This is a genomic window from Corynebacterium sp. KPL4035 (assembly GCF_037908325.1).
In the GTDB taxonomy this organism is placed as follows: Bacteria; Actinomycetota; Actinomycetes; order Mycobacteriales; family Mycobacteriaceae; genus Corynebacterium; species Corynebacterium kefirresidentii.
Genome location: NZ_JBBMGF010000005.1, coordinates 132635 through 152867 on the forward strand (window position 1 = coordinate 132635; position 20233 = coordinate 152867).

General features: G+C 60.8%; 18 protein-coding genes. 9 read left to right on the forward strand and 9 right to left on the reverse strand.

The annotated features are described in order from the left end of the window. Nucleotides 1-24: 24 nt before the first annotated feature. The 3 genes from WMP96_RS06630 to WMP96_RS06640 form a co-directional block, all read right to left on the reverse strand. Nucleotides 25-1161 (reverse strand): glutamate--cysteine ligase, encoded by a 1137-nt coding sequence (locus WMP96_RS06630; RefSeq protein ID WP_023019965.1) that lies wholly within the window; start codon nucleotides 1159-1161, stop codon nucleotides 25-27. A 180-nt stretch (nucleotides 1162-1341) separates the two neighbouring features. After that, on the reverse strand, nucleotides 1342-2145 hold the full coding sequence (locus WMP96_RS06635) for a LytR C-terminal domain-containing protein (protein ID WP_234288159.1): 804 nt from the start codon (nucleotides 2143-2145) through the stop codon (nucleotides 1342-1344). Nucleotides 2146-2168: 23 nt separating this feature from the next. After that, nucleotides 2169-2444, reverse strand: a complete 276-nt coding sequence (locus tag WMP96_RS06640) for a DUF3263 domain-containing protein (RefSeq protein ID WP_086588240.1) — start codon at nucleotides 2442-2444, stop codon at nucleotides 2169-2171. Here WMP96_RS06640 and WMP96_RS06645 point away from each other — a divergent pair. From WMP96_RS06645 to cls, 4 genes are all read left to right on the forward strand, one after another. Further along, a complete protein-coding gene (locus tag WMP96_RS06645; RefSeq protein WP_023019968.1) occupies nucleotides 2443-3066 on the forward strand; it encodes a peptide deformylase in 624 nt (207 codons plus the stop codon). The two genes, WMP96_RS06640 and WMP96_RS06645, sit on opposite strands and share 2 nt — an antisense overlap. Then, complete coding sequence (locus WMP96_RS06650) at nucleotides 3066-4055, forward strand: N-acetylglutamate synthase, CG3035 family (protein WP_301716761.1); 990 nt, start codon at nucleotides 3066-3068, stop codon at nucleotides 4053-4055. The genes WMP96_RS06645 and WMP96_RS06650 overlap by 1 nt, the downstream gene beginning before the upstream one ends. Before the next feature lie 88 nt (nucleotides 4056-4143). Next, nucleotides 4144-4953, forward strand: a complete 810-nt coding sequence (locus WMP96_RS06655; protein ID WP_301716760.1) for an exodeoxyribonuclease III — start codon at nucleotides 4144-4146, stop codon at nucleotides 4951-4953. After that, a complete protein-coding gene (gene cls, locus WMP96_RS06660) occupies nucleotides 4954-6417 on the forward strand; it encodes a cardiolipin synthase (protein ID WP_023019971.1) in 1464 nt (487 codons plus the stop codon). Nucleotides 6418-6548: 131 nt separating this feature from the next. Here cls and WMP96_RS06665 read toward each other — a convergent pair whose 3' ends face one another. The 3 genes from WMP96_RS06665 to WMP96_RS06675 are packed head-to-tail and all read right to left on the reverse strand — an operon-like array spanning nucleotide 6549 to nucleotide 8842. Beyond that, entirely contained in the window at nucleotides 6549-7328 is a 780-nt protein-coding gene (locus tag WMP96_RS06665; RefSeq protein WP_023019972.1) for an ABC transporter permease subunit, read from the reverse strand. A 6-nt stretch (nucleotides 7329-7334) separates the two neighbouring features. After that, nucleotides 7335-8318 carry an ABC transporter ATP-binding protein gene (locus WMP96_RS06670; RefSeq protein ID WP_023019973.1) on the reverse strand — a complete coding sequence of 328 codons (984 nt, stop codon included), beginning with the start codon at nucleotides 8316-8318 and terminating at the stop codon, nucleotides 7335-7337. 29 nt (nucleotides 8319-8347) lie between these two features. Then, the gene (locus tag WMP96_RS06675) at nucleotides 8348-8842 is read right to left on the reverse strand and encodes an NUDIX domain-containing protein (protein WP_023019974.1); all 495 of its coding nucleotides are present in this window, start codon (nucleotides 8840-8842) and stop codon (nucleotides 8348-8350) included. Nucleotides 8843-8912: 70 nt separating this feature from the next. On the opposite strand from WMP96_RS06675, the gene WMP96_RS06680 reads away from it, so the two are divergent. From WMP96_RS06680 to WMP96_RS06690, 3 genes are read left to right on the forward strand one after another with little or no spacing between them, the layout of a single operon-like run. Continuing rightward, nucleotides 8913-10358 carry a hypothetical protein gene (locus WMP96_RS06680; protein ID WP_023019975.1) on the forward strand — a complete coding sequence of 482 codons (1446 nt, stop codon included), beginning with the start codon at nucleotides 8913-8915 and terminating at the stop codon, nucleotides 10356-10358. Then, nucleotides 10358-11371 (forward strand): glutamate ABC transporter substrate-binding protein, encoded by a 1014-nt coding sequence (locus tag WMP96_RS06685; RefSeq protein ID WP_301716758.1) that lies wholly within the window; start codon nucleotides 10358-10360, stop codon nucleotides 11369-11371. Before WMP96_RS06680 ends, WMP96_RS06685 begins: the two co-directional genes overlap by 1 nt. Further along, nucleotides 11368-13941, forward strand: a complete 2574-nt coding sequence (locus WMP96_RS06690) for a serine/threonine protein kinase (RefSeq protein ID WP_340432504.1) — start codon at nucleotides 11368-11370, stop codon at nucleotides 13939-13941. The genes WMP96_RS06685 and WMP96_RS06690 overlap by 4 nt, the downstream gene beginning before the upstream one ends. A 133-nt stretch (nucleotides 13942-14074) precedes the next feature. On the opposite strand, the gene WMP96_RS06695 is transcribed toward WMP96_RS06690, so the two are convergent. Both WMP96_RS06695 and pta read right to left on the reverse strand, forming a co-directional pair. Then, the gene (locus WMP96_RS06695) at nucleotides 14075-15298 is read right to left on the reverse strand and encodes an acetate kinase (protein ID WP_005325574.1); all 1224 of its coding nucleotides are present in this window, start codon (nucleotides 15296-15298) and stop codon (nucleotides 14075-14077) included. Continuing rightward, the gene (pta, locus tag WMP96_RS06700; protein ID WP_301716756.1) at nucleotides 15299-16660 is read right to left on the reverse strand and encodes a phosphate acetyltransferase; all 1362 of its coding nucleotides are present in this window, start codon (nucleotides 16658-16660) and stop codon (nucleotides 15299-15301) included. Nucleotides 16661-16888: 228 nt separating this feature from the next. Here pta and WMP96_RS06705 point away from each other — a divergent pair, with 228 nt between their 5' ends. Further along, entirely contained in the window at nucleotides 16889-18250 is a 1362-nt protein-coding gene (locus WMP96_RS06705; RefSeq protein WP_301716755.1) for an FAD-dependent oxidoreductase, read from the forward strand. A gap of 3 nt (nucleotides 18251-18253) precedes the next feature. Continuing rightward, nucleotides 18254-18736: a GNAT family N-acetyltransferase gene (locus WMP96_RS06710; protein ID WP_023019981.1), complete on the forward strand. Its 483-nt coding sequence runs from the start codon at nucleotides 18254-18256 to the stop codon at nucleotides 18734-18736. A gap of 23 nt (nucleotides 18737-18759) precedes the next feature. Here WMP96_RS06710 and purT read toward each other — a convergent pair whose 3' ends face one another. Continuing rightward, on the reverse strand, nucleotides 18760-20112 hold the full coding sequence (gene purT, locus WMP96_RS06715; RefSeq protein ID WP_301716754.1) for a formate-dependent phosphoribosylglycinamide formyltransferase: 1353 nt from the start codon (nucleotides 20110-20112) through the stop codon (nucleotides 18760-18762). Nucleotides 20113-20233: the final 121 nt, after the last annotated feature.

Here is a 20233-nt window from a genome sequence, read left to right on the forward strand (position 1 = left end):
GCTACCGGCCCCTGCCCTCCCGCTTTAGAGCGGGCGGAAGGTGCGCAGCTCGCGGCAGGTCTCCTCAACCACCTCGCGCCAGCTGCCAGTTTCTTTGAACAAGCGGCGCTGCCGCTCATAGCCGGCGCCGCCATCAATAATTTCGTGGATAAGCTGCAGCTCATTAAAGCATCCCAGCTCGCGGGCGATGGGGGCGAGTTCTTCCACCATCTGCGCTAGCTCGTCTTTGACCCAGGCTTCATCGGTCTCGCGGGAGGTAATTACCAGCGCATCCATGCCGTAGCGGGCGCCGCGCCACTTATTTTCTGCCACGTGCCAGGGCTGCAGGGTGGGAAGGGGTTCCGCGGCGTCGATAAGCCGGTCGTAGTAGACCACCAAGCAGTGAGTAAGCGCAACGATGGCGGAAAGCTCGCGCAGATTCGACGTCGCATCGCTCACGCGCACCTCCACCGTGCCCCACTTGGCGGCCGGCCGAATATCAAAGTGCATGGAGCCGGTGTGGTTGATAACGCCGGAAATCGCTTGGTCGCGCATATAGGACTGCCACTCGGCCCAATCGCGGAATTGATATGGCATGCCTGCGGTAGGCAGCTGCTGGTAGAGCATGGTGCGGTTGGAAGCATAGCCGGTATCCAGGCCCTCCCACCCCGGCGAGCACGCTGATAAGGCCAGCAAGTGGGGGTACTTGGTCATTAGCGCATTGATGATGGGCCACACGCGGTCCTCGTGGCTAATGCCCACGTGCACGTGCGTGCCCCAAAGCAACATCTGCTTGCCCCAGTACTGGGTGCGCGCGATGATTTCTTGATAGCTGGGTTTATCCGAAAGCGGATTCTCGCGGAAATCCGTAAATGGGTGCCCACCGGATGCCCAGACATCTACCCCCAGCTTATCGGCGGCTTCTTCCACCGCGTTCAGGGAATTTTTCAGGTCAGCGATTGCTTCCGGAACGGTGTGGCAAATGCCTGTAACTAGCTCCACCGTATTTTGGAGAAATTCCTTTTCCAGATGGATATCGGGATAGGTCGCATTGGCCAGATCGATAAGTTCCGCACCGCGCGGGACGAGGTCGCGCGTTTCGCGGTCCACGAGCGCTACCTCCCATTCCACACCTAGCGTTGGTTCGGGAGAGCGGGCGAATTGTTCTGCCGGGATCTTCACCCATTCAGCTTAACGGCTGACAGGTATTAAGACGTGAATTTTATTTAACCCATTCTCAGCGGCGGCCGTGCGGGTAGGCAATATCTCAGATCATAAAAGTCCAAGGGCATCCGGCCACAGAACAATAAAGTTTCTTTGTGGCCGGATGCCCTTGGACTTTAGGTCAGGTACGCAGCTAGCTTAGGCCTGCGGCACCGCTAGGGCGACAACGACGGCGCCGTCATCGGTTGCTTCCTTAGGCAGGTCGCGATTCATGGGCGCGATATCGGCCTGATAGCGAGCGGCTACCTCTTTGGCCAGTGCTTCAGCAGAGGTATCGCCTTCCGGGTAGAAAACGGTGGTCTTCGGGACGGTAAGGACATCGCCAGGCAGGTTGCCCACGTAGCCCACCTTGAAGCCGCCGCCTTTGAGGGAATCGGCTTCCTTCTTGGCTTTGTCTACCTCACCGGAGTTATTGAGGACGCTGACCTTAATATCTTTGCGGTCGCGCGCGGCGGAGTGGGCGTTTTCCTCTCCTGCAGCGTCATTGCCCTGAGGCGCAGCAGCCTCGTCGGCAGCACCGGAAGCAGCCGAATCACGTGGGGCATCGCCCTTTCCTGGCGCCGGTGCAGGGGAAGGAGCGCTTGCGCCCTCGGAAGCGCCTGGGGCACCGGGGGCACGGGAACCTGCGGCATCGGGACCAGCGGAGCCTTCGGGTGCGGCACCAATGGTGGAACCGGTGGAGTTTTCTTGCTTGCTCTCGGAGGCCACGGTGGAATCATCGTCGCCCGAGGTTATGGAGTACAAAGCCCAGAGGCCGAGCATGACGGCCACCGCGATGAGGACCATCGCCAGGCCGCGCAGCGGGAGTCCGCCCTTTTTAGCGTGCGCGCCGCCACCAGCGGGGCGCTTAGCGGCACGGGAAGCGGACGCACCGGCAGCGGAGCCGGCGCGGGTTTCGTCGGGTACCTTGTCGGTCGAATTTTCCGGATTCACATTAGTCACATACGCAACACTAGTACCCAGAATTAACTAAAAGGGGTATTTCCCCGCGCGGCGCGCCGCGTGTTTTCTCTCTCCTCGCGCACGCGGCGCAGCCGGGCGACTAGGAGCGGGTGGGATTGGGCGGCCGCGGGGGCGTCGAGAAGCAGGTTAAGGCGCTGATGGTAGCGCACCGGGGAGATATCCAGTTGCGCGCGGATGGCCTCTTCCTTGCGGCCGATGCTGCGCGGCGCGGTTTCTTCAAAGTCCAAAATGGCGGCGTCTAGGTCAGACAAGGGGTTCATGCCTAAACTGTAAGGCATGACTATTCGCCCCATCGTTATCCACGGCGAGCCCGTGCTTCACAACCCCACCCAACCGGTGGAAGAATCCGAAATTTCCACCCCGGAAATGCAGCAACTCATCGCGGACATGTATGAAACCATGGATGCCGCCCATGGCGTGGGCCTAGCCGCAAACCAGGTAGGAATTGGCAAGCGCCTCTTTGTCTACCACTGCCCTGATACGGACGGACCCAATGGCACCGAGCTGCCGTCCGAAAAGGCAGGCATGCGCAAGGGCTGCGTTATTAACCCCGTGTTGGAGACCTCTGAAATTCCGGAGACCATGCCGGCTGACGACGGCTCCGATGACGAAGGCTGCCTCTCCGTTCCAGGCGAGGGCTTTCCCACCGGCCGCGCCGACTGGGCACGCGTGACCGGCAAGGACGAAAACGGCAACGACATCTCCGTCGAAGGCTATGGCTTCTTCGCCCGCTGCCTGCAGCACGAGACCGGCCACCTCGATGGCTTCCTGTACACCGATACCCTCATCGGCCGCTATAAGCGCCAGGCCAAAAAGGCCATCAAACGCAATGGGTGGACCGAGCCGGGTTATTCTTGGGTACCGGGCGAGGACGCCGATCCCTTCGGCCACGACGACTAATGTCACGTATCTTCCGCTCCGATGCCGTCCAGGTGGGCGAGCGCGTGGTGGCCCGGCGCGATTTCGGCGGCGTACATAGCGACGTCATCGGGCACGTACTGAGCCTCAATCCGCTGGTTATCCGCCCGCAGGAGGTCGGTGGTTTCCCCTCTGACCTGGATGCGGTAGAGATCCCGCCGGAAGAGCTGAAGATTATCAAGAGGCTCTCCCCGCGCATGGTCCGCAATTCCGATATCCGCGCCGTGGAGGTTGCAGCGGCCGCGACTTTCCCCGGCGGGGAACACACCTGGACAAGCGATGGTTCCTGGCTCCTGCGCGCCGGCGACGGCGCTACCGGCAGTTCCAATTCGGCCGTGCCTTTGGGCCCTTCGGCCGGCTTTACCCCGGTGCCGATGGAAGAGATTAAGGACTTCTTCGCCCGACGCGACCTGCCGGTGCGCCTATTGGTTCCAGAGCGCATTGGCAAACCCGCCGAGCGCCTGCTTGCCGACGCCGCCTGGGAAACCGAACCAGAAACGCTCGCTATGGTCTTGCGCGATCTGCCCGCGCTTGCCGAAGCCCCCTCTGCTTCCCCCACCTTCCATGTCGAAGACCATCCCGATGACCAGTGGCTGGAGATGTATCACTCCCGCAGCGGAACCCTTTCGCCTCAGGCACTGAAGCACCTGAGCGCCCCCATCGAGGGCACACTTGGCTTTGGCCGCCTAGCGCTCGAAGGCGTAACCGTCGCCATTGCCCGCGGTGCCATTAGCGAATCCGGCGATGGCACCGCGTGGCTGGGCCTTTCTAATGTGGAGGTAGCTGCGAACTCCCGCCGCCGCGGATTCGGCACCCTGCTAGGCCAGCACCTGCTGCGCTGGGGCCGCGATAATGGCGCGGAGCATGCCTACCTCACCGTTCCGGCTTCCAATACCGCAGGAGTGCGGCTGGCTGAGAAGCTCGGCTTCATCGAGCAACACCGCCGTGTCTACGCCCGCCTGCGGGGCTAGGCCCCGCGCAGCACCCTTTCGGGCTGGGTGGTGAGCCTTATGGGACTGCCCACTGACCTCGCTGCAGCGGGCAGGTACTGTATGTGGCATGCGCATCGCCACGTGGAATATTAACTCCGTTCGTACCCGCACACAGCGGGCGCTGGACCTTATCTCCAAGCACGATATCGACGTTTTGTGCCTGCAGGAAACTAAGGTAAAAGACGATAAGTTTCCACGCGAGCCCTTCGAGGAAGCGGGTCTGCACGTCACGTGCCACGGGCTCAACCAGTGGAACGGCGTGGCCATCGTGTCCACAGACGCGCCCGAGGAGGTCTTTGTAGGTTTCCCGGGACAACCCGGCTTTGCCAAAGATCCAGATAAGCCACAAGACCGTGAAGCACGAGCGCTAGGGGCCCGAATCCGTGGCGTAGAAATGTGGTCCCTCTACGTGCCCAACGGCCGCGAGATCACGGACCGCCACTATGACTACAAGCTGGACTTTCTCTATCACCTGGCGCACTATGCGGAAAAAAATGCGCAGTCTAAACTTCTCTTGACCGGTGATTTCAATATTGCTCCGCGCGATGAAGACGTATGGGACATCGAAGCCTTCCGCGGCAAGACGCATGTCACCGAGCCAGAGCGCGCCGCATTCCAGATGCTGGAAGAGTCCGGGCTCGAGGAGGTCACCCGCCGGTTCACGGAGGACCAACGCTATACCTACTTCGATTACAAGGGCATGCGCTTCCAAAAGAACGAAGGCATGCGCATCGATTTCCAGTTGGCTTCCGCCCCACTTGCCCAACACGTAACCGGCGCACAGGTAGACCTGGTTGAGCGCGCCGGCGATAAAACTTCCGATCACTGCCCGCTTCTCGCAGATTTCGATCTGCCCGATTTCGATTCCGTGCGATAAATGTCTTGGTCGCTTGATCTCAGCTTCTGGCAGCTATTATTCCTAATCCTGGATTACGGCATCAAGATTATTGCCGTCGGCTTCGTGCCCGAAGGCCGCCGCCCGTCCAGTTCCACCGCGTGGCTGCTGGCTATTTTGGTGCTGCCGTTTATCGGTCTGCCGCTGTTTTTACTTATGGGCTCGCCGTATATCAACCGGCGCCGCCACCGCATCCAGCAGCAAGCAAATGAGAAGATTGAAAACGTCACGGCCCACACCCCTGACCACCCACAGGGCATACTTTCGGCAGAAACTGAGTCGGTCATCCGGCTCAACCGCGAGCTGACCGGATTCCCAGCGTTGGTGGGCCACAACCTGGGTCTGCACGCGGATTATGACGAGTCCATTCGCGCTATCGCCGCCGCCATTGACCGCGCCAAGAAGTACGTGTCCATCGAGATCTACATCCAGTCCTGGGACGAGGTCACGGACGTCTTCTTCGAGTCACTGCGCAGGGCTACCGCCCGCGGCGTGAAGGTGCGGCTACTGCTGGATCAGATCGGCAGTTTTAAGTACAAGGGCTATTTCAAGCTGGGCAAGCAGCTGACAGAGATAGGCGTGGACTGGCATCTCATGCTGCCCATTCAGATACACAAGGGCCGTTTCCGGCGTCCGGACCTGCGCAACCACCGCAAGCTGGTGATCATCGATGGCAAGGTGGGCTTTATCGGCTCGCTGAATATGATTAAGCGCCAGTACAAAACCAAGGACCGCTACTGGATCGACTACATGGTGGAACTCTCTGGGCCAATTGTGACTTCTATGTCCGCGGTCTTCGCCGTGGATTGGTACCTAGAGGCAGACGAGAACCTTCCCCTCGATGAGCTGCCTTATGACGACGCCCAGACTGCCGACGCCAATCACCTCCAAATCATCCCCTCCGGACCTGGTTATACCACTGAGCCAAACCTGCGAATGTTCAACTCCCTGGTTCACCACGCCAAGGACCGGCTAGTTTTGTGCTCGCCCTACTTTGTCCCGGATGAGTCCTTGCTGGAGGCCGTGACCACCGCTTGCTACCGCGGCGTGGATGTGGAGCTTTATGTATCGGCAAAGGCGGACCAGTTTATGGTCAACCACGCCCAGTCCTCCTACTATCAGGCCCTGCTAGAGGCAGGCGTACACATCTACCAATTCCCCTATCCCTTTGTTCTTCACTCCAAGTTCATTATTACCGACCCGGACGATCCCGGCCGCGATCCGCTGTGTATGTTCGGCTCCTCCAATATGGACCCGCGTTCCTTTGGTCTGAACTATGAGTCCACCATGCTGGTGGCCAAGGGAGACCTCATTGACCAGTTCAACCAGCTCGTAGCCAATTACCGCGCCGTGTGTCACGAGCTAACTTTGGAGGAATGGAATGAGCGCGGCTTTATCCGCCGCTACGTGGATAATGTCATGCGACTTACCTCCGCGCTGCAGTAGAGCGAACACGGACCACCGCGGCTGCAGCGAAAACGGTCCGGAAACAAGACACCGCCCCGGTGAGCAGCGAATGAGCTGCCGGCCGAGGCGGTGAAGCGCCTAAGCAATGGGGGCTTAAGCGTTAGAGGTGTTTAGGCGTCGCGCTTTTGCAGGACGATGACGCCGAGGACCCACAAAAGGAGAGCCCAGGCAATAAATACCAGGCAAAATACCCAGTTATCTTTCCAGGGAGCATCAACCGGATCTATCTCCCACAGCCAAGACTGGAAAGACTTGAACGGCATAAAGTTGACCAGCTTGCTACCAAACTTGGGAAGGGCAGCCACAAGATTATCCACGCCGAGGAAGAGGATGAGACCAATGGCCACGGAACCAGCCGTCGAGCGCAATAACAGTCCGAGACCTTGGGAGAAAAGGACGAGCAGCGCGGCGGCTAGAGGATACTTCCACAGCTGCTTCTGCCCCATCTCATCGTCCCAAGGCTGGAATTGCGCGGCTACCTCATCGTGAGCAAAAAACTCGGTGAGCAGGTAGGCACCCACCACGGCCACAAAGGTCAATGCTGCGGCGATAACCGCGTACATGAGCAACTTGACCACAGCGACCGACCAGCGGCGTGGGGTGGCCATGAAAGTGATGGTCTGCGTACCAAAGCGGTACTCAGTGGTGACAATCATGATGGCTTGGATCATGAGTACAGGCAGGCCAAGGGAAAAAAGGAAAGTCACTGCGCCATCTGGGGTAATAATCCCCATGCCCAACTCCACATCCTCGGGGGTTTCCGCCGGTTGGGTAAGGCGAGCATTCAAGATGGCCCAACCCCAGACAAAGAAGAGGAAGATGAAGGTAGTCCACCAGAAGGAGCGGGTGGTGTGCAGCTTGGTCCATTCGGACTTCAAAGTATTCAGCATGGCGACTTAAACCTCCTGCTGGGTGGGTCGAGCGAACGGAGTGGCGGCGCCAGCGGTTCCGGGGGTGGGGGCGCCGGTGGAGCCGTGGTACTGGACGGCGTCGCCAGTAAGCTCCATGAAAGCATCCTCTAGGGAGGCGCTCTTGAGGCTTAGCTCATTAAGCGGCACACCGGTGGAGTACGCCAGCTGGCCCACGAAATCCGTGGTCTGGTTGGCAATCACCAAGCGGGGGCGGCCTTCCTCGTCGGTGGACTCGGTAAAGGAGATTCCCTCGGCGCGCAGAGCAGAGCCAAAGGCATCGAGGTGATCGGAGCGCACCAGCACGGAGGACTCCGAGTGGTCCTTCACAAAGTCATAGGTGGGCTGGTCCGCTACCAAGCGGCCCTTACCAATGACCACGAGGTGATCTGCGGTTTGGGACATCTCCGACAGCAGGTGGGAAGAAATCAAAATGGTGCGGCCCTCTTTGGCTAGGGCACGTACCAGCTGGCGGACCCAGCGAATGCCCTCCGGGTCAAGGCCGTTGACCGGCTCGTCCAAAATGAGGATGCCCGGGTCACCGAGCAGTGCGCCGGCGAGGCCCAAGCGCTGGCCCATGCCGAGGGAGAAGCCGCCGACTTTCTTACCGGCGACGTCGGAAAGCCCTACCAGCCCCAAGACCTCGTCAACGCGGGAAGTAGAAATGCCATTGGACTGTGCGATCCATTTCAGGTGATTAGCGGCGCTGCGGTTGCGGTGCACTGCCTTGGCATCGAGCAAGGCACCCACCTCACGCAGGGGCTGCTTGAGCTCGTGGTAGTGCTTGCCGTTAATGCGCGCCTTGCCGGCCGTAGGAGCATCCAAGCCGAGGATCATGCGCATGGTGGTGGATTTGCCCGCGCCATTGGGGCCTAGGAACCCGGTGACCATGCCGGGTTTTACCTGAAAGGTGAGATCATCAACGGCGCGGACAGACTTATATTGTTTAGTCAGTCCTTCTACTTCGATCATGGCACTAGAGTGCCATAAATCTGGCAACTTTACCTGTTCAATGCCTCCATACTCTCCCGCAGGGTGGGAAAGGAGCGGCGAAAGGCAGCCAATAATGGGAGGGTCTCCACCTCGTCGAAAGGCACCCAGCGCAGCTCATAGGACTCTTCATTAGCTGTAGTAGGAAGCGGAACACCGGTGCGCGTGCGCGCGAGCACGGTGGTATAGGTCCACTCCCCCGGTAGATCCCCCGCTGCGGGATAAGGCCCGGCCGTGACTTGCGCATCGAGTACCTCTACATCGTGGGGCGCAATCGCGCATTCTTCCTGAGTTTCGCGCAACGCGGCCTGGGTCGGCGTCTCCGTAAAATCACGGGCGCCACCCGGAATCCCCCATGTATCGCCGTGATTGGTCCACGCGGCACGGTGTTGGAGAAGCACCTTGCGCCCGGCAACAAGAAAGAGGCCAGCGGCACCGAATTTTCCCCAGACCCGAATGCCGCCAGGACCTGCCGCCCAGCCGTCTCCACTGTGAGGATTATGCATGCTGCCTATCCTAGCCACACACGCGGGTATATGGTGGCGCCCAGCACACTGCGGACGCTATTCTGAGTTAATGACCGAGCAGGCAGTCCGGGCAGAAAGCGTGCACAACGAGCACGCTCACCCGAGCGATCACTGGCTCGATGAGGTCACCGCGCCCACCGGCCCGGCCTTCAGCGGGCTCAGCAGCCGCGCCATGCAATGGTTCGCAGGCCCGGCGCGCCTGATGCGCCGCTTTTACTACTTTGCCTCCACCACCCCGGGCAAGCTTTTTACGGTCACGCTCATCCTCACCGTGGCCCTGGGCGCTGCCGGCTTATCGATGTCCCAATCTTCCGCCGCCCGCCACTCCGATTTGGACGAGCTGCTAAGCACTACCGAACCGATGTCGAATGCGGCGCACCACCTTTATAGTTCGCTTTCGGTGGCCGATACCGTGGCCACCACCGGCTTCGTACAGGCCGGTGTGGAATCAGAGCAAAATCGCGATAGCTATAACGAAGCTATTGATGCCGCTTCGGTGGCAGCCACCGAATCCGTGCTGGGTACCACACAGGAAGATGGCCGTGTGCGCGAGCTGGTGACCTTTATCCAGCGCGAGCTGCCCGTCTATACCGCGATGGTGGAAAAGGCCCGTTCTAATCACCGGGCGGGCAATGCGGTAGCTAACTCCTATATGTCCAATGCCTCTGCACTAATGCGCGAGCATATCCTGCCGGCCGCCTCCGAGCTTTTCCAACTGACCACCGCCAAGGTAAACCAGCAGCAGCAAAAGCTCACTTCGCCGCAGTGGGTGCCGCTCTCCGGCCTCTTTGCCGCGCTCTTTTTCCTCGTTGTGGCCCAGTGGTGGCTGTGGCGCCAGACCCGCCGGCGTTTTAATCGTGGCTTTTTGACGGCCAGCGTGCTGCTCTTCCTGGCCATTTCTTGGGTAGCACTATCCAACCTCGCTACCTGGTCCACCGGCCACCAGGGCTTTGAGACAGCCTCGCGCCCATGGGATTCGCTGACGGCTTCGCGTATTGAGGCGCAGCAGGCGCGCACCTCTGAAACCCTGGCGCTGGTGCTGCGTTCCTCCGAGGAGGATACGATGGTGCGCTTTTCCAGCTCGATTAACTCCATCGAAATGGCCTTGCAGGATTATGAGGATGCCCTCAATGATGAGGACGTGGAGGTCACCGACCCCGAACTCATCCACAGCGCCCGGGCGGCCGCCGAGCAGTGGCGTGGCACCCACGATAAGCTCATGGGCGCGCTGAAAGACGGCGACTATGATGAAGCCATCTACCAGGCCACGGCCACCGAGCCCAAGGACGGTGAGATGACCACGGCGCGTTCCTATGACGAGCTCGACGCGGAGCTCTCCGATCTCATTAGTCAGGCGCGCGTCGCTATGCGCAGCTACCTGGAACGCGGCCTGACCGCCATGACCGCGGTGTCCTCGGCCGTATTCTTGCTGACCTTATGCGCCATTATCGCCGTGTGGCTGGGCATCCGTCCCCGATTGCAGGAGTACCTCTAATGCGCCGCCCACGCCTCGTCCTCGCTTCGCTTGCCTGCGTCTGCGCCGCGCTGCCTCTGGCTTCCTGCGATGTCCGCTCTACCCCGCCACTGGAGGCGCCCGCCGAGCAGGCCCTTGACGCAAAGCCGGGCCCGCCGCTGCCAGATGGGGCAAAGATTGAAAAGGCAGGAACCACCCCCGTGCACCGCGCCTCTGGTGAAGACATTAAAGGCAGCTACCGCCCAGATGACAAGAAAGCGAAAGAACGGGTGCCGGACATCGTCAAGCGCGGCCGGCTCATCGTGGGTGTGGACCGTTCCAATAACTTGCTGAGTTACCGCGACGCCGCCTCGGGTGAAGTACGCGGCTTCGAGGTAGATATCGCCCGCGAGGTTGCTCGCGATATTTTTGGTGATCCCAATAAGGTGGACTTCCGCTTCGTGGAATCCTCCAACCGCGTCGATGCCCTTAATTCCGGCGCGGTGGACATGATTGTGCGCACGATGACCATTAGCCCGGAGCGAGAGCGGGAGGTGGCCTTTTCCATCCCCTATATGCGTACCCAAACCCGCATGCTGGTGCTCAGCAAATCTGGCATCAAATCCATCAAGGACACCGCTGGGAAGACGCTGTGCGGTGTGGGCGAATCCACCGCACTCGATACCATCCGCGAGCACGCCCCCAAAGCCGATATCTTGGTCACCCGTTCCTGGGGCGATTGCCTCATGGCACTGCAGCTCAACCAGGCCGATGGCATCGTCGTCGATGATGCCCTGCTCTCCGGCATGGCCGCCCAGGATTCCTATACCTCCATCGTGGGCGAACCGCTGGAAACCGAAAACTACGGCGTGGCCGTGCGCCTGCCCAGCAAGCAGCATGACACCCGCCCACTGCTGCGCCAAATAAATTCCACGCTAGAGCGCATACGCCGCGATGGCACGTGGTCTTCCCTTTTTGAGGAGTGGCTCGGTGCCTACTTAGAAGAGCCCACGCTGCCGGCCGGAAAGTATATCGAGGAGGAGGCTAAACCATGAGCCATAACCCGAACTTTAGCGATGATGAGCTCGAATACATCGAGCCGGAAAACCTTGATACCCAGCGTGCCTTCCGCCAGCCCACCAATGCCACCAATTCCGCGCAGGAGCCGGATGCGCTAGGCGATGCCTCCTCGGACGACGGCCCCGCCACCGCAGCCGTAGCTTTTGACCCGTTTGCGGACGAAGACGAGGAAGCAACCGCGGCGGTGGCCTTTGATCCCTTCGCTGACGAGGATGAAGCAGACGGTGATACCGGCACCTCCGCGGTAGCCTTCGATCCCTTCGCAGACGATGACGAGGATGGCGATGGTTCCATCGACCCGGACCATATCTCTAGCCTCTTGGCGGACCTAGACAATATCCGGGCTAAGCGCGAACAGCAGCGCGCCCAGCAGGCCCAGGAGGACTCCTCGCAGCGCTCGCGCCGCCGCGCACTCGATACCTTCCGCGAGCGCCGTGGCACCCACCGCACCGAGCGCCGCGTGGCCGATGGCATGGTGCGGCTGCCGTTTATCACCCCCTCCGAGCCGACCGACGCCCTGATCGACCCACACGAGGCATCCTCCGGTAAAAAGATCCCGCCACCGCAGTTACAGCCTGGTGACATGGTGGCCGGCCAATATGAAATCTTGGGCGTCATCGCCCATGGCGGCATGGGCTGGATTTACCTGGCCAATGACCACTTTGTTTCTGGAAGAGTGGTGGTCCTCAAAGGTATGCAGGCCCAAAAATCGGCCGATGAAACCGCCGCTGCGGTGGCAGAACGCGAGTTCCTCGCGGATATTACCCACCCGGGCATCGGCAAGATTTTCAACTTCATCGATGACCCCCGGGTACCCGGCGGCTTTATTGTCATGGAGTACGTCGGCGGGCCGTCGCTTAAAAACAGGCGGAAAAAGCAGACGGACAAACTACTGCCGGTCGATATCGCAATCGCTTATATCCTGGAAGTCCTGCCCGCGCTGGAGTACCTGCATTCGCGCGGGGTGGTCTATAACGACTTAAAGCCCGATAACATCATCGTCACCGAGGACCAGGTTAAGCTCATTGACCTGGGCGCGGTCTCCGGCATCGGCGCCTTTGGCTATATCTACGGCACCAAGGGCTATCAGGCCCCGGAAGTCGCCACCGAGGGGCCTTCCATCGCCAGCGATATCTACACCATCGGCCGTACCTTAGCCTCGCTGTGCCTCAAGCTTCCTACCGAAGACGGCGTTTATCTGCCAGGTATCCCCACCCCCACCGAGGAGCCGGAACTGCGCCGTTTCTTGTCCTTATACCGCCTGCTACAGCGCGCCACGGACCCGGATCCGGAGCGCCGCTTTACCTCCATCAAGGAGCTGCGCACCCAGCTCTACGGCGTGCTGCGCGAGGTCATTGCCATCCGCGACGGCCTGCAATATCCTTCCCAGCACTCGCTCTTTTCGCCGCAACGTACCACCTTTGGCACCAAGCACTTGGTCTTTCGCACCGACCAGCTTATTGACGGCATCGATCGCACCGTCCAGATCACCGCCCCCGAGGTAGTCTCCGCCCTGCCCACCCCGCTGCTAGACCGCGACGATGTGGGCGCCGGCCTGCTGCAGGGTGCTTCCTACGCAGAGCCACAAGAAGCCCTCGAAACCCTCCGCCAGGCCATGCAGACCCCCGAGTACGAGCACTCGGCCGAAATTCCACTCGGCGTGGTGCGCTCCATGATCGACCTGGGCTATACCGGCCAGGCGCGGCAGTGGCTCAGCTCCATCGAAAACCGCCTCGGCCGGGACTGGCGCTTCCAGTGGTATGCCGGCATCACGGAACTGCTCCTCGATGACTACCGAGACGCCCAGAAATACTTCTCCGCCGTCCTCGATCTCCTTCCGGGCGAGGCGGCACCCAAACTCGCCATCGCCGCCATCAACGAGCTCATCCTGCAGCAACTGGACTACAGCGAAATCTCGCTCATTGATCCCAGGGTGGCCCGGGCCTGTTCCAATATGCATTCCACCTTGGCCGATCTCCCCAACTCCGCCTTTGAGGGCCAGCCAGAAATCTGGAACCACGTCACGCAAGACCCCGCTGCCCTGCGGTTTAACTCCATGCGCCTCTACGGCATCGTGTGGTCCACCAACCCCACCACCGTGTCCTCCTCCTTTGGCCTCGCCCGCCAGCTGCGCTCCGAGGGAGAGGTGGAGGTCGCCGTCACCGTACTAGACAAGGTTCCTAATGCCTCGCGTCACTACCGCATGGCCCGCTTGACGACGATCCTTCAGCTCATCGTCCACGATCTCTCCGAGTCCCGCATCCGCCGCGCTGCCCGACGCCTCGAAGAGGTCCCCACCAACGAGCCGCGCTTCCTCCAGATCAAGATCGCCGTCATCTCCGCCGGCCTAAACTTCCTGCGCAACGCGGATCTTTCCCATGCCGCCTCCCCCAACGATCTTTTCGAATACGCCTTCACCCAACGCGGTCTGCGCACCGGCCTGTCCGAGACCCTCCGCGCCCTCGCCCGCCAGGCACCGTTTAGCCGCCACCGCTACGCCCTCGTGGACCTTGCCAACCAGGTCCGTCCCGTGACCACCTTCTAGCTTGCGTTCTTGCATCTGCTCGCATCTGCTCGCACAGCGCAGAAAACAAAAGAAGGGGGGGCGTGCGGTCTTCTTTACCGCACGCCCCCTTGTTCACTGCTCGGCCGCTTTCGCTGGCCGGGGAGGAACCTTCTTATTTGTAGAGCCCAGCCTCGCGCGCCATAGCGGCGATTTCGGCAGACTTCTGGGCGATAGCCAGCTCCTCATTGGTCGGAACGACAAAGACCTTAACCGGGGAGTCCTCAGTGGAAATCATGCGCGGCTGGTCGGAGCGGACCAGGTTGCGCTCCTTATCAAAGTGGATGCCGTACATATCCAGGTTGTACAGGGAATCCTGGCGCACCTCGGTATCGTTTTCACCCACACCAGCGGTGAAGGTGATTGCGTCAACGCGGCCCAAGGCAATCATGTAGGAACCGATGAAGCGGCGCAGCTGGTGGATGTAGATATTGTAGGCCAGCCACGCGTCCTGGTCCTCGTTGTCGATGCGCTCGCGCAGCGTACGGAAGTCATTGACACCGGAGATGCCCTTGACACCGGACTGCTTATTGAGCAGGTTGTCAATCTCATCTACGCTCATGCCCGCTTGGCGGACAAGGTGGAAAATGATGCCTGGGTCAATATCGCCAGAACGGGTACCCATGGCCAAACCAGCCAGCGGGGTCAAGCCCATCGAGGTATCAATGGCGCGGCCATTGCGGATGGCCGCAGCGGAAGCGCCGTTGCCCAGGTGAAGGGTGATCTGGTGGGTATGCATCGGGTCGCGACCCAGCAGGCCTGGCACCTGCTGAGAGACGAACTCGTGGGAGGTGCCGTGGAAGCCGTAGCGGCGAATATCGTACTTGGATGCCACCTCATTATTGATGGCATACAGCGCGGCTGCCGGCGGCAGGGTGTTGAAGAAGGCGGTATCGAAGACGGCAACGTGCGGGATATCCGGCAGCATCTTGCGAGCCACGCGGATGCCGTCCAAGTTAGCCGGGTTGTGCAGTGGAGCCAGCGGGATGAGGTCCTCAATCATGGACTCGATCTGGTCCACGATGAGCTGCGGCTCGGAGAAGAGACGGCCGCCGTGGACGACACGGTGACCAACGGCGATGACATCCACGTCGGTCGGGCCCACGTTGTGCTCACTCATGATGGCAAAAGCGCGCTCAAGGCCGAAGGAGTGAGTAGGAATCTCCAGCTCTTCCTTGTACTTCTCGCCACCGGTCTTCACGGTGACAGCGCCGAGGGGCTCGCCAACCTGCTCGACCAAACCAGAAACCAACGGGGTATCCGTGGCGCTGGATTCGGGATCGACCAGCTGGAATTTAACGGAGGATGAACCTGAGTTAAGGACCAGAACGTATGACATTTATTTCTCTCCAGCCTGAATAGCGGTGATTGCAACGGTGTTGATGATGTCCGGAACGGTCGCGCCACGCGACAAATCGTTAACCGGCTTGTTCAGGCCCTGCAGAATCGGGCCCACGGCGAGCGCGCCGCCGGTGCGCTGTGCCGTCTTGTAGCCAATATTGCCAGCCTCCAAGTCCGGGAAGACGAAAACATTTGCCTGTCCGGCAACCTCAGAATTCGGCATCTTCTTCGCAGCAACGCCTGGATCGCAGGCGGCATCGAACTGCAGCGGACCATCCACCTTGACGGAGGAATCCAGCTTCTTGGCGGCCTCTACGGCGGCCACGGCGCGCTCGACGTCCGGGCCGGAACCGGAAGTACCGGAGGAGTAGGACAGCATGGCCACGCGCGGGTCGATGCCGAACTGGGAAGCGGTCTGTGCGGAGACAATCGCGATCTCACCCAGCTGCTCGGCGGTGGGGTTCGGGTTGACGGCGCAGTCACCAAAGGCCCACAGGCGGCCGCGCATGACCATCAGGAAGATGGAGGAGACGACGGAAGCATTCGGCTTGGTCTTGATGATCTGGAAGGAAGGCTTGATGGTGTGGGCGGTGGTGTGAGCAGCGCCGGAGACCATGCCATCGGCCAAGCCCTTGTGGACCATCATGGTGGCGAAGTAGGAGATGTCCTGCATCGTCTCGCGCGCCTGCTCGAGGGTAACGCCCTTCTTCTTGCGCAGCTCGGCAAAGTCGGCGGCGAATTCCTCCGCCAGCGGGGACTCGAGGTGATTGATGATTTCGGCACCAGCCAGGTCGAGCTTGAGCTCTTCGGCGCGAGCCTTGATATCGGCCTCATTGCCCAGAATGGTCAGCTTGGCAACCTTATCGCGCAGCAGCACATGAGCGGCTTCGAGGATGCGGTCATCGTCGCCTTCCGGCAAGACGATGTGTGCGCCAGCCGCGCGGGCCTGGTCAATGAGCTGCTTCTGGAAGAGGTCTGCGGACATGACCGGGGTGACGTCGCCAAGCGAGGCAAGTGCGCCCGGAACCGCTTCCAGATCGGTGAAGATGCCAGCGACGGTGGCACCCAAGGATTCCGCATTGTGCTGTGCCAGCTCGCCGGTGCGCTGCGGGGCGCCGGAAATGATGGCCAAGGGCAAACCGAGGGCGGCAGCTACCTCAGCATCAAAAGAGATATCGCCGGTGCCCTGCGCCACGATGTTCTCGGCAGCAGGAACCTCAGCGAGTACAGCGGCGACGGTGGGGTCAAAGTCTTCGAGACGGATGAACTCCGCCCCCAAGTCTTGGGCTAGGGCCGACACGTCGAGGCCATCAAAGCCACGGCCGATAGTGCTGATAACTGCAGAATGGGATGCAGACATGCAAATTACCTTTCATTCACGGTCACTTGAACACAATTAACGCGTGTCATAACTTCATGTCATCCATCACAGTTATTAACACGCGGTGACTCTTCCACTGTACGCGATTTACCCCCTCCTATGCCCTATCGTGACCGCCCTAAACTGGGGTTAGTAATGCTGTGGTTTTTATCGCATAGTGACCGCGTAGAATATGCAGCACAACGAAAGAAAGGACACCCTAAGCACATGACTACCCCAGTGCGCGTCGCCGTGGTCGGCTCCGGCCCGGCAGGCATTTACGCCTCTGACCTTCTAGTGAAATCCGACCTCGATGTGCAGATCGATCTTTTTGAAAAGATGCCAACGCCGTTCGGTTTGATCCGCTACGGCGTGGCACCGGATCACCCGCGTATTAAGGGCATCGTGCAGTCCCTGCACAACGTTATGGAAAAAGAAGAGATCCGCTTCCTGGGCAATATCGAGGTGGGCAAGGACATCACCGTCGAGGAGATGCGCGAGTATTACGACGCTATCATCTTCGCCACCGGCGCCACCGCCGATAAGCGCATGGGCATCCCCGGTGAGGATCTTAAGGGCAATCACGGCGCGGGCGAGTTCGTAGGCTTTTATGACGGCAACCCCAACTTCGAGCGCGACTGGGATCTCTCCGCAGAATCCGTCGCCGTCGTGGGCGTGGGCAATGTCTCCCTCGACGTCTCTCGTATCTTGGCCAAGACCGCCGACGAGCTGCTCGTTACCGAGATCCCGGATAATGTCTACGCAGCGCTGAAGAAAAACCGCGCCAAGGAGGTCCACGTCTTCGGCCGCCGCGGCCCGGCACAGGCCAAGTACACGCCGAAGGAGCTCAAGGAGCTAGACGAGTCCCCGACCATTGAGGTCATTGTCAACCCCGAGGACATCGAATATGACGCCGCCTCCGAGGAGGCACGCCGCGCCGCCAAGTCCACCGACCTGGTATGCCAGACGCTAGAGTCCTACGCTATGCGCGAGCCGGGCGATGCCCCGCACAAGCTCTACATTCACTTCTTCGAATCCCCGGTAGAGGTACTGGGTGAAGACGGTCATGTCACCGCCATCAAGACCGAGCGCACTGAGCTCAACGGCGATGGTACCGTAACCGGTACCGGCAAGTACACCGAGTGGCCGGTCCAGGCCGTCTACCGCGCGGTGGGCTACCACCCACAGTCCGTCGACGGTGTGCCCTTCGACGAGACCAAGGCCACCATGCCAAACGACGGCGGCCATGTGCTGGCCAATGTCGACGGCGAAAAGCTGCCTGGCCTCTACACCACCGGCTGGATTAAGCGCGGCCCAGTAGGCCTGATTGGCAATACCAAGTCCGATGCCAAGGACACCACCACCATGCTCATCGCCGATTACAAGGCCGGTGACTTGGAGCCTGCCACCAAGCGCGATCCGCAGGACATCCTGGACTTCCTGGCTTCCCGCGATATCGCCGTGACCACCTGGGAAGGCTGGCACCGCCTGGATGCCGCGGAGCGCGCCGCCGGCGAGCCGCACGGCCGCGAGCGCATCAAGATCGTCGAGTGGGACGAGATGGTCAAGCACGCCGGTCCGCAGGCCTAGCCCATGCCGCATTTCATTTCCGCCGCGCCCTTGGGTCAACTGGCAGCCTTGGACGTCCACCAGCTCTACAAGCTGCGGGTGGATGTCTTTGTGCACGAGCAGCGCTGCCCGTATGCCGAGATTGACGCCACCGACGCCGACCCCCAGACCGTGCACCTGCTGGCCTGGGATACGGACTCCCACGAATTGCTCGGCACGGCCCGCGTCTTTCCGGCTGCGCCTACTGACGCCGCGCTTGCCGACGCCACCGGCGCACAAATCGGCCGCTTCGCGCTCGCGCCCGCCGCGCGCGGCACGGGCCTCGGCCGCGAACTTCTCCAGGCGGCCGTCGACCTAGGCGAGCGCATGCACCCAGGCAAGCCGCTCTACCTAGAGGCGCAGGCCGGCCTCGTGGACTATTACGCCGGCTTTGGCTTTACTCCGGTAGGCGAGCTATTCGACGACGAAGGAGTCCCCCACCAGCCGATGCTGCGCCCCGCCAGCTAGACGCTTGGACAGCTGGCCGCCTCCTAGTCGGCGTCGTCCACGCCGGAGGCGAGCTTCGGATCGAGCTCCACGCCGCCTTCGTACTCCACGACCTCAATATCGGGAACATTCTCGGTTTCTGGATCGATGCCGCGGGCGCCGCCTTGCGCCAGCAGACCCGGCGTGGTGGTCACCTCGATCTTGTGTGCCGCTAGAGCCGCACGGTCGCGCGCTTCTTCCACATTTTCTGCAGTAGAAGAGACCAAACCCATGCGGCGGCCCTTGTAGGCCCCCGGCTTGCCAAAGAGTTTCACGTCCGTCTCCGCATAGCTAAGGGCCGCGGCGACGCCGGTATAGGCCACCTCATTCAGCTCCTCGTCCGCGTGGATGACCACGCTGGCACCCGGGGTGACCAGGGTGGCGTCAATGGGGTAGCCCAAAATCGCGCGCGCGTGCAGGTCAAACTCGGAAAAGCGCTGCGTGTAGGCGGTAAGCATCGCCGTATCCGAGGGCCGCGGGGAGACGGAGGAAAAGTACACGTCATCGCCGGCGACAAAAAGCTCCACGCAGTACACGCCGCGACCACCCAGCTCATTGGAGATGCGCGCCGCCACAGAGCGGGCATTTTCCAGCGCAATCTCGCTCATTCCAGTAGGCTGCCACTCCTCTACGAGGTCGCCGCGCTCGTGGCGGTGTCCGATGGGCTCGCTAAACCACGTGGCCAGTTTGCCCGTGGCCGGGTCGATGGAGCGGATAGCTAGCAGGGTGACCTCAAGATCAAAGTCCACGAAACGCTCGGCCACCACGCGCTGCGAGTCCGAGGACACCCGCCGCACGGTCTCCCAGGCCACACGCACATCGTCCTCATCTCGGGCAATCATGTGGCCCTTGCCGGAGGTGGAGACATCCGGCTTAATGATGCACGGAAAGCCCAGCTCCCCGACTGCTTCTTCTAGCTCCTCCAATGAGCTAGCAAAGCGATACGCGGAGACCGGCAATCCAATATTCTCGGCCACCTCGCGCACGCACTGGCGATCCTGCGTCATGGCGCAGGCGCGAGCCGAGGGGACCACGATGGCATCACTTTGCGCTTCTATCTCTTCCAGCGCTTCTACCGCAACGGTTTCTACCTCTGGGACCACAAAGTGCGGCTGAATCTCCTGCGCTAGCTGCAGGATGCGCCCGGCGTCCTTGATATCGGCGACGTAGCTATACTGCGCCACCTGGTGTGCCGGCGCCCCCGCATACGAGTCCACCGCGTGGACCTCAAGGCCCAGGTTCTGGAAGGACATGGCCAGCTGCTTGCCCAGCTCGCCTGAGCCCAGCAGCAATACCTTGGTGGCATTGCTGGTCAGCGGCGTGCCAATATGACCGGCGATCTCGCCTGGATTATCCATGAAAATGCTCCTTCTAAGCCGCAGGCAGCGGCGGTTACTGCCCTAAATTATTTCATATTTAGGCCCCAACCCCACTACCCACATGCCAGGTGCCACGGATAAGAAAAGGCGCCCTGTGGGC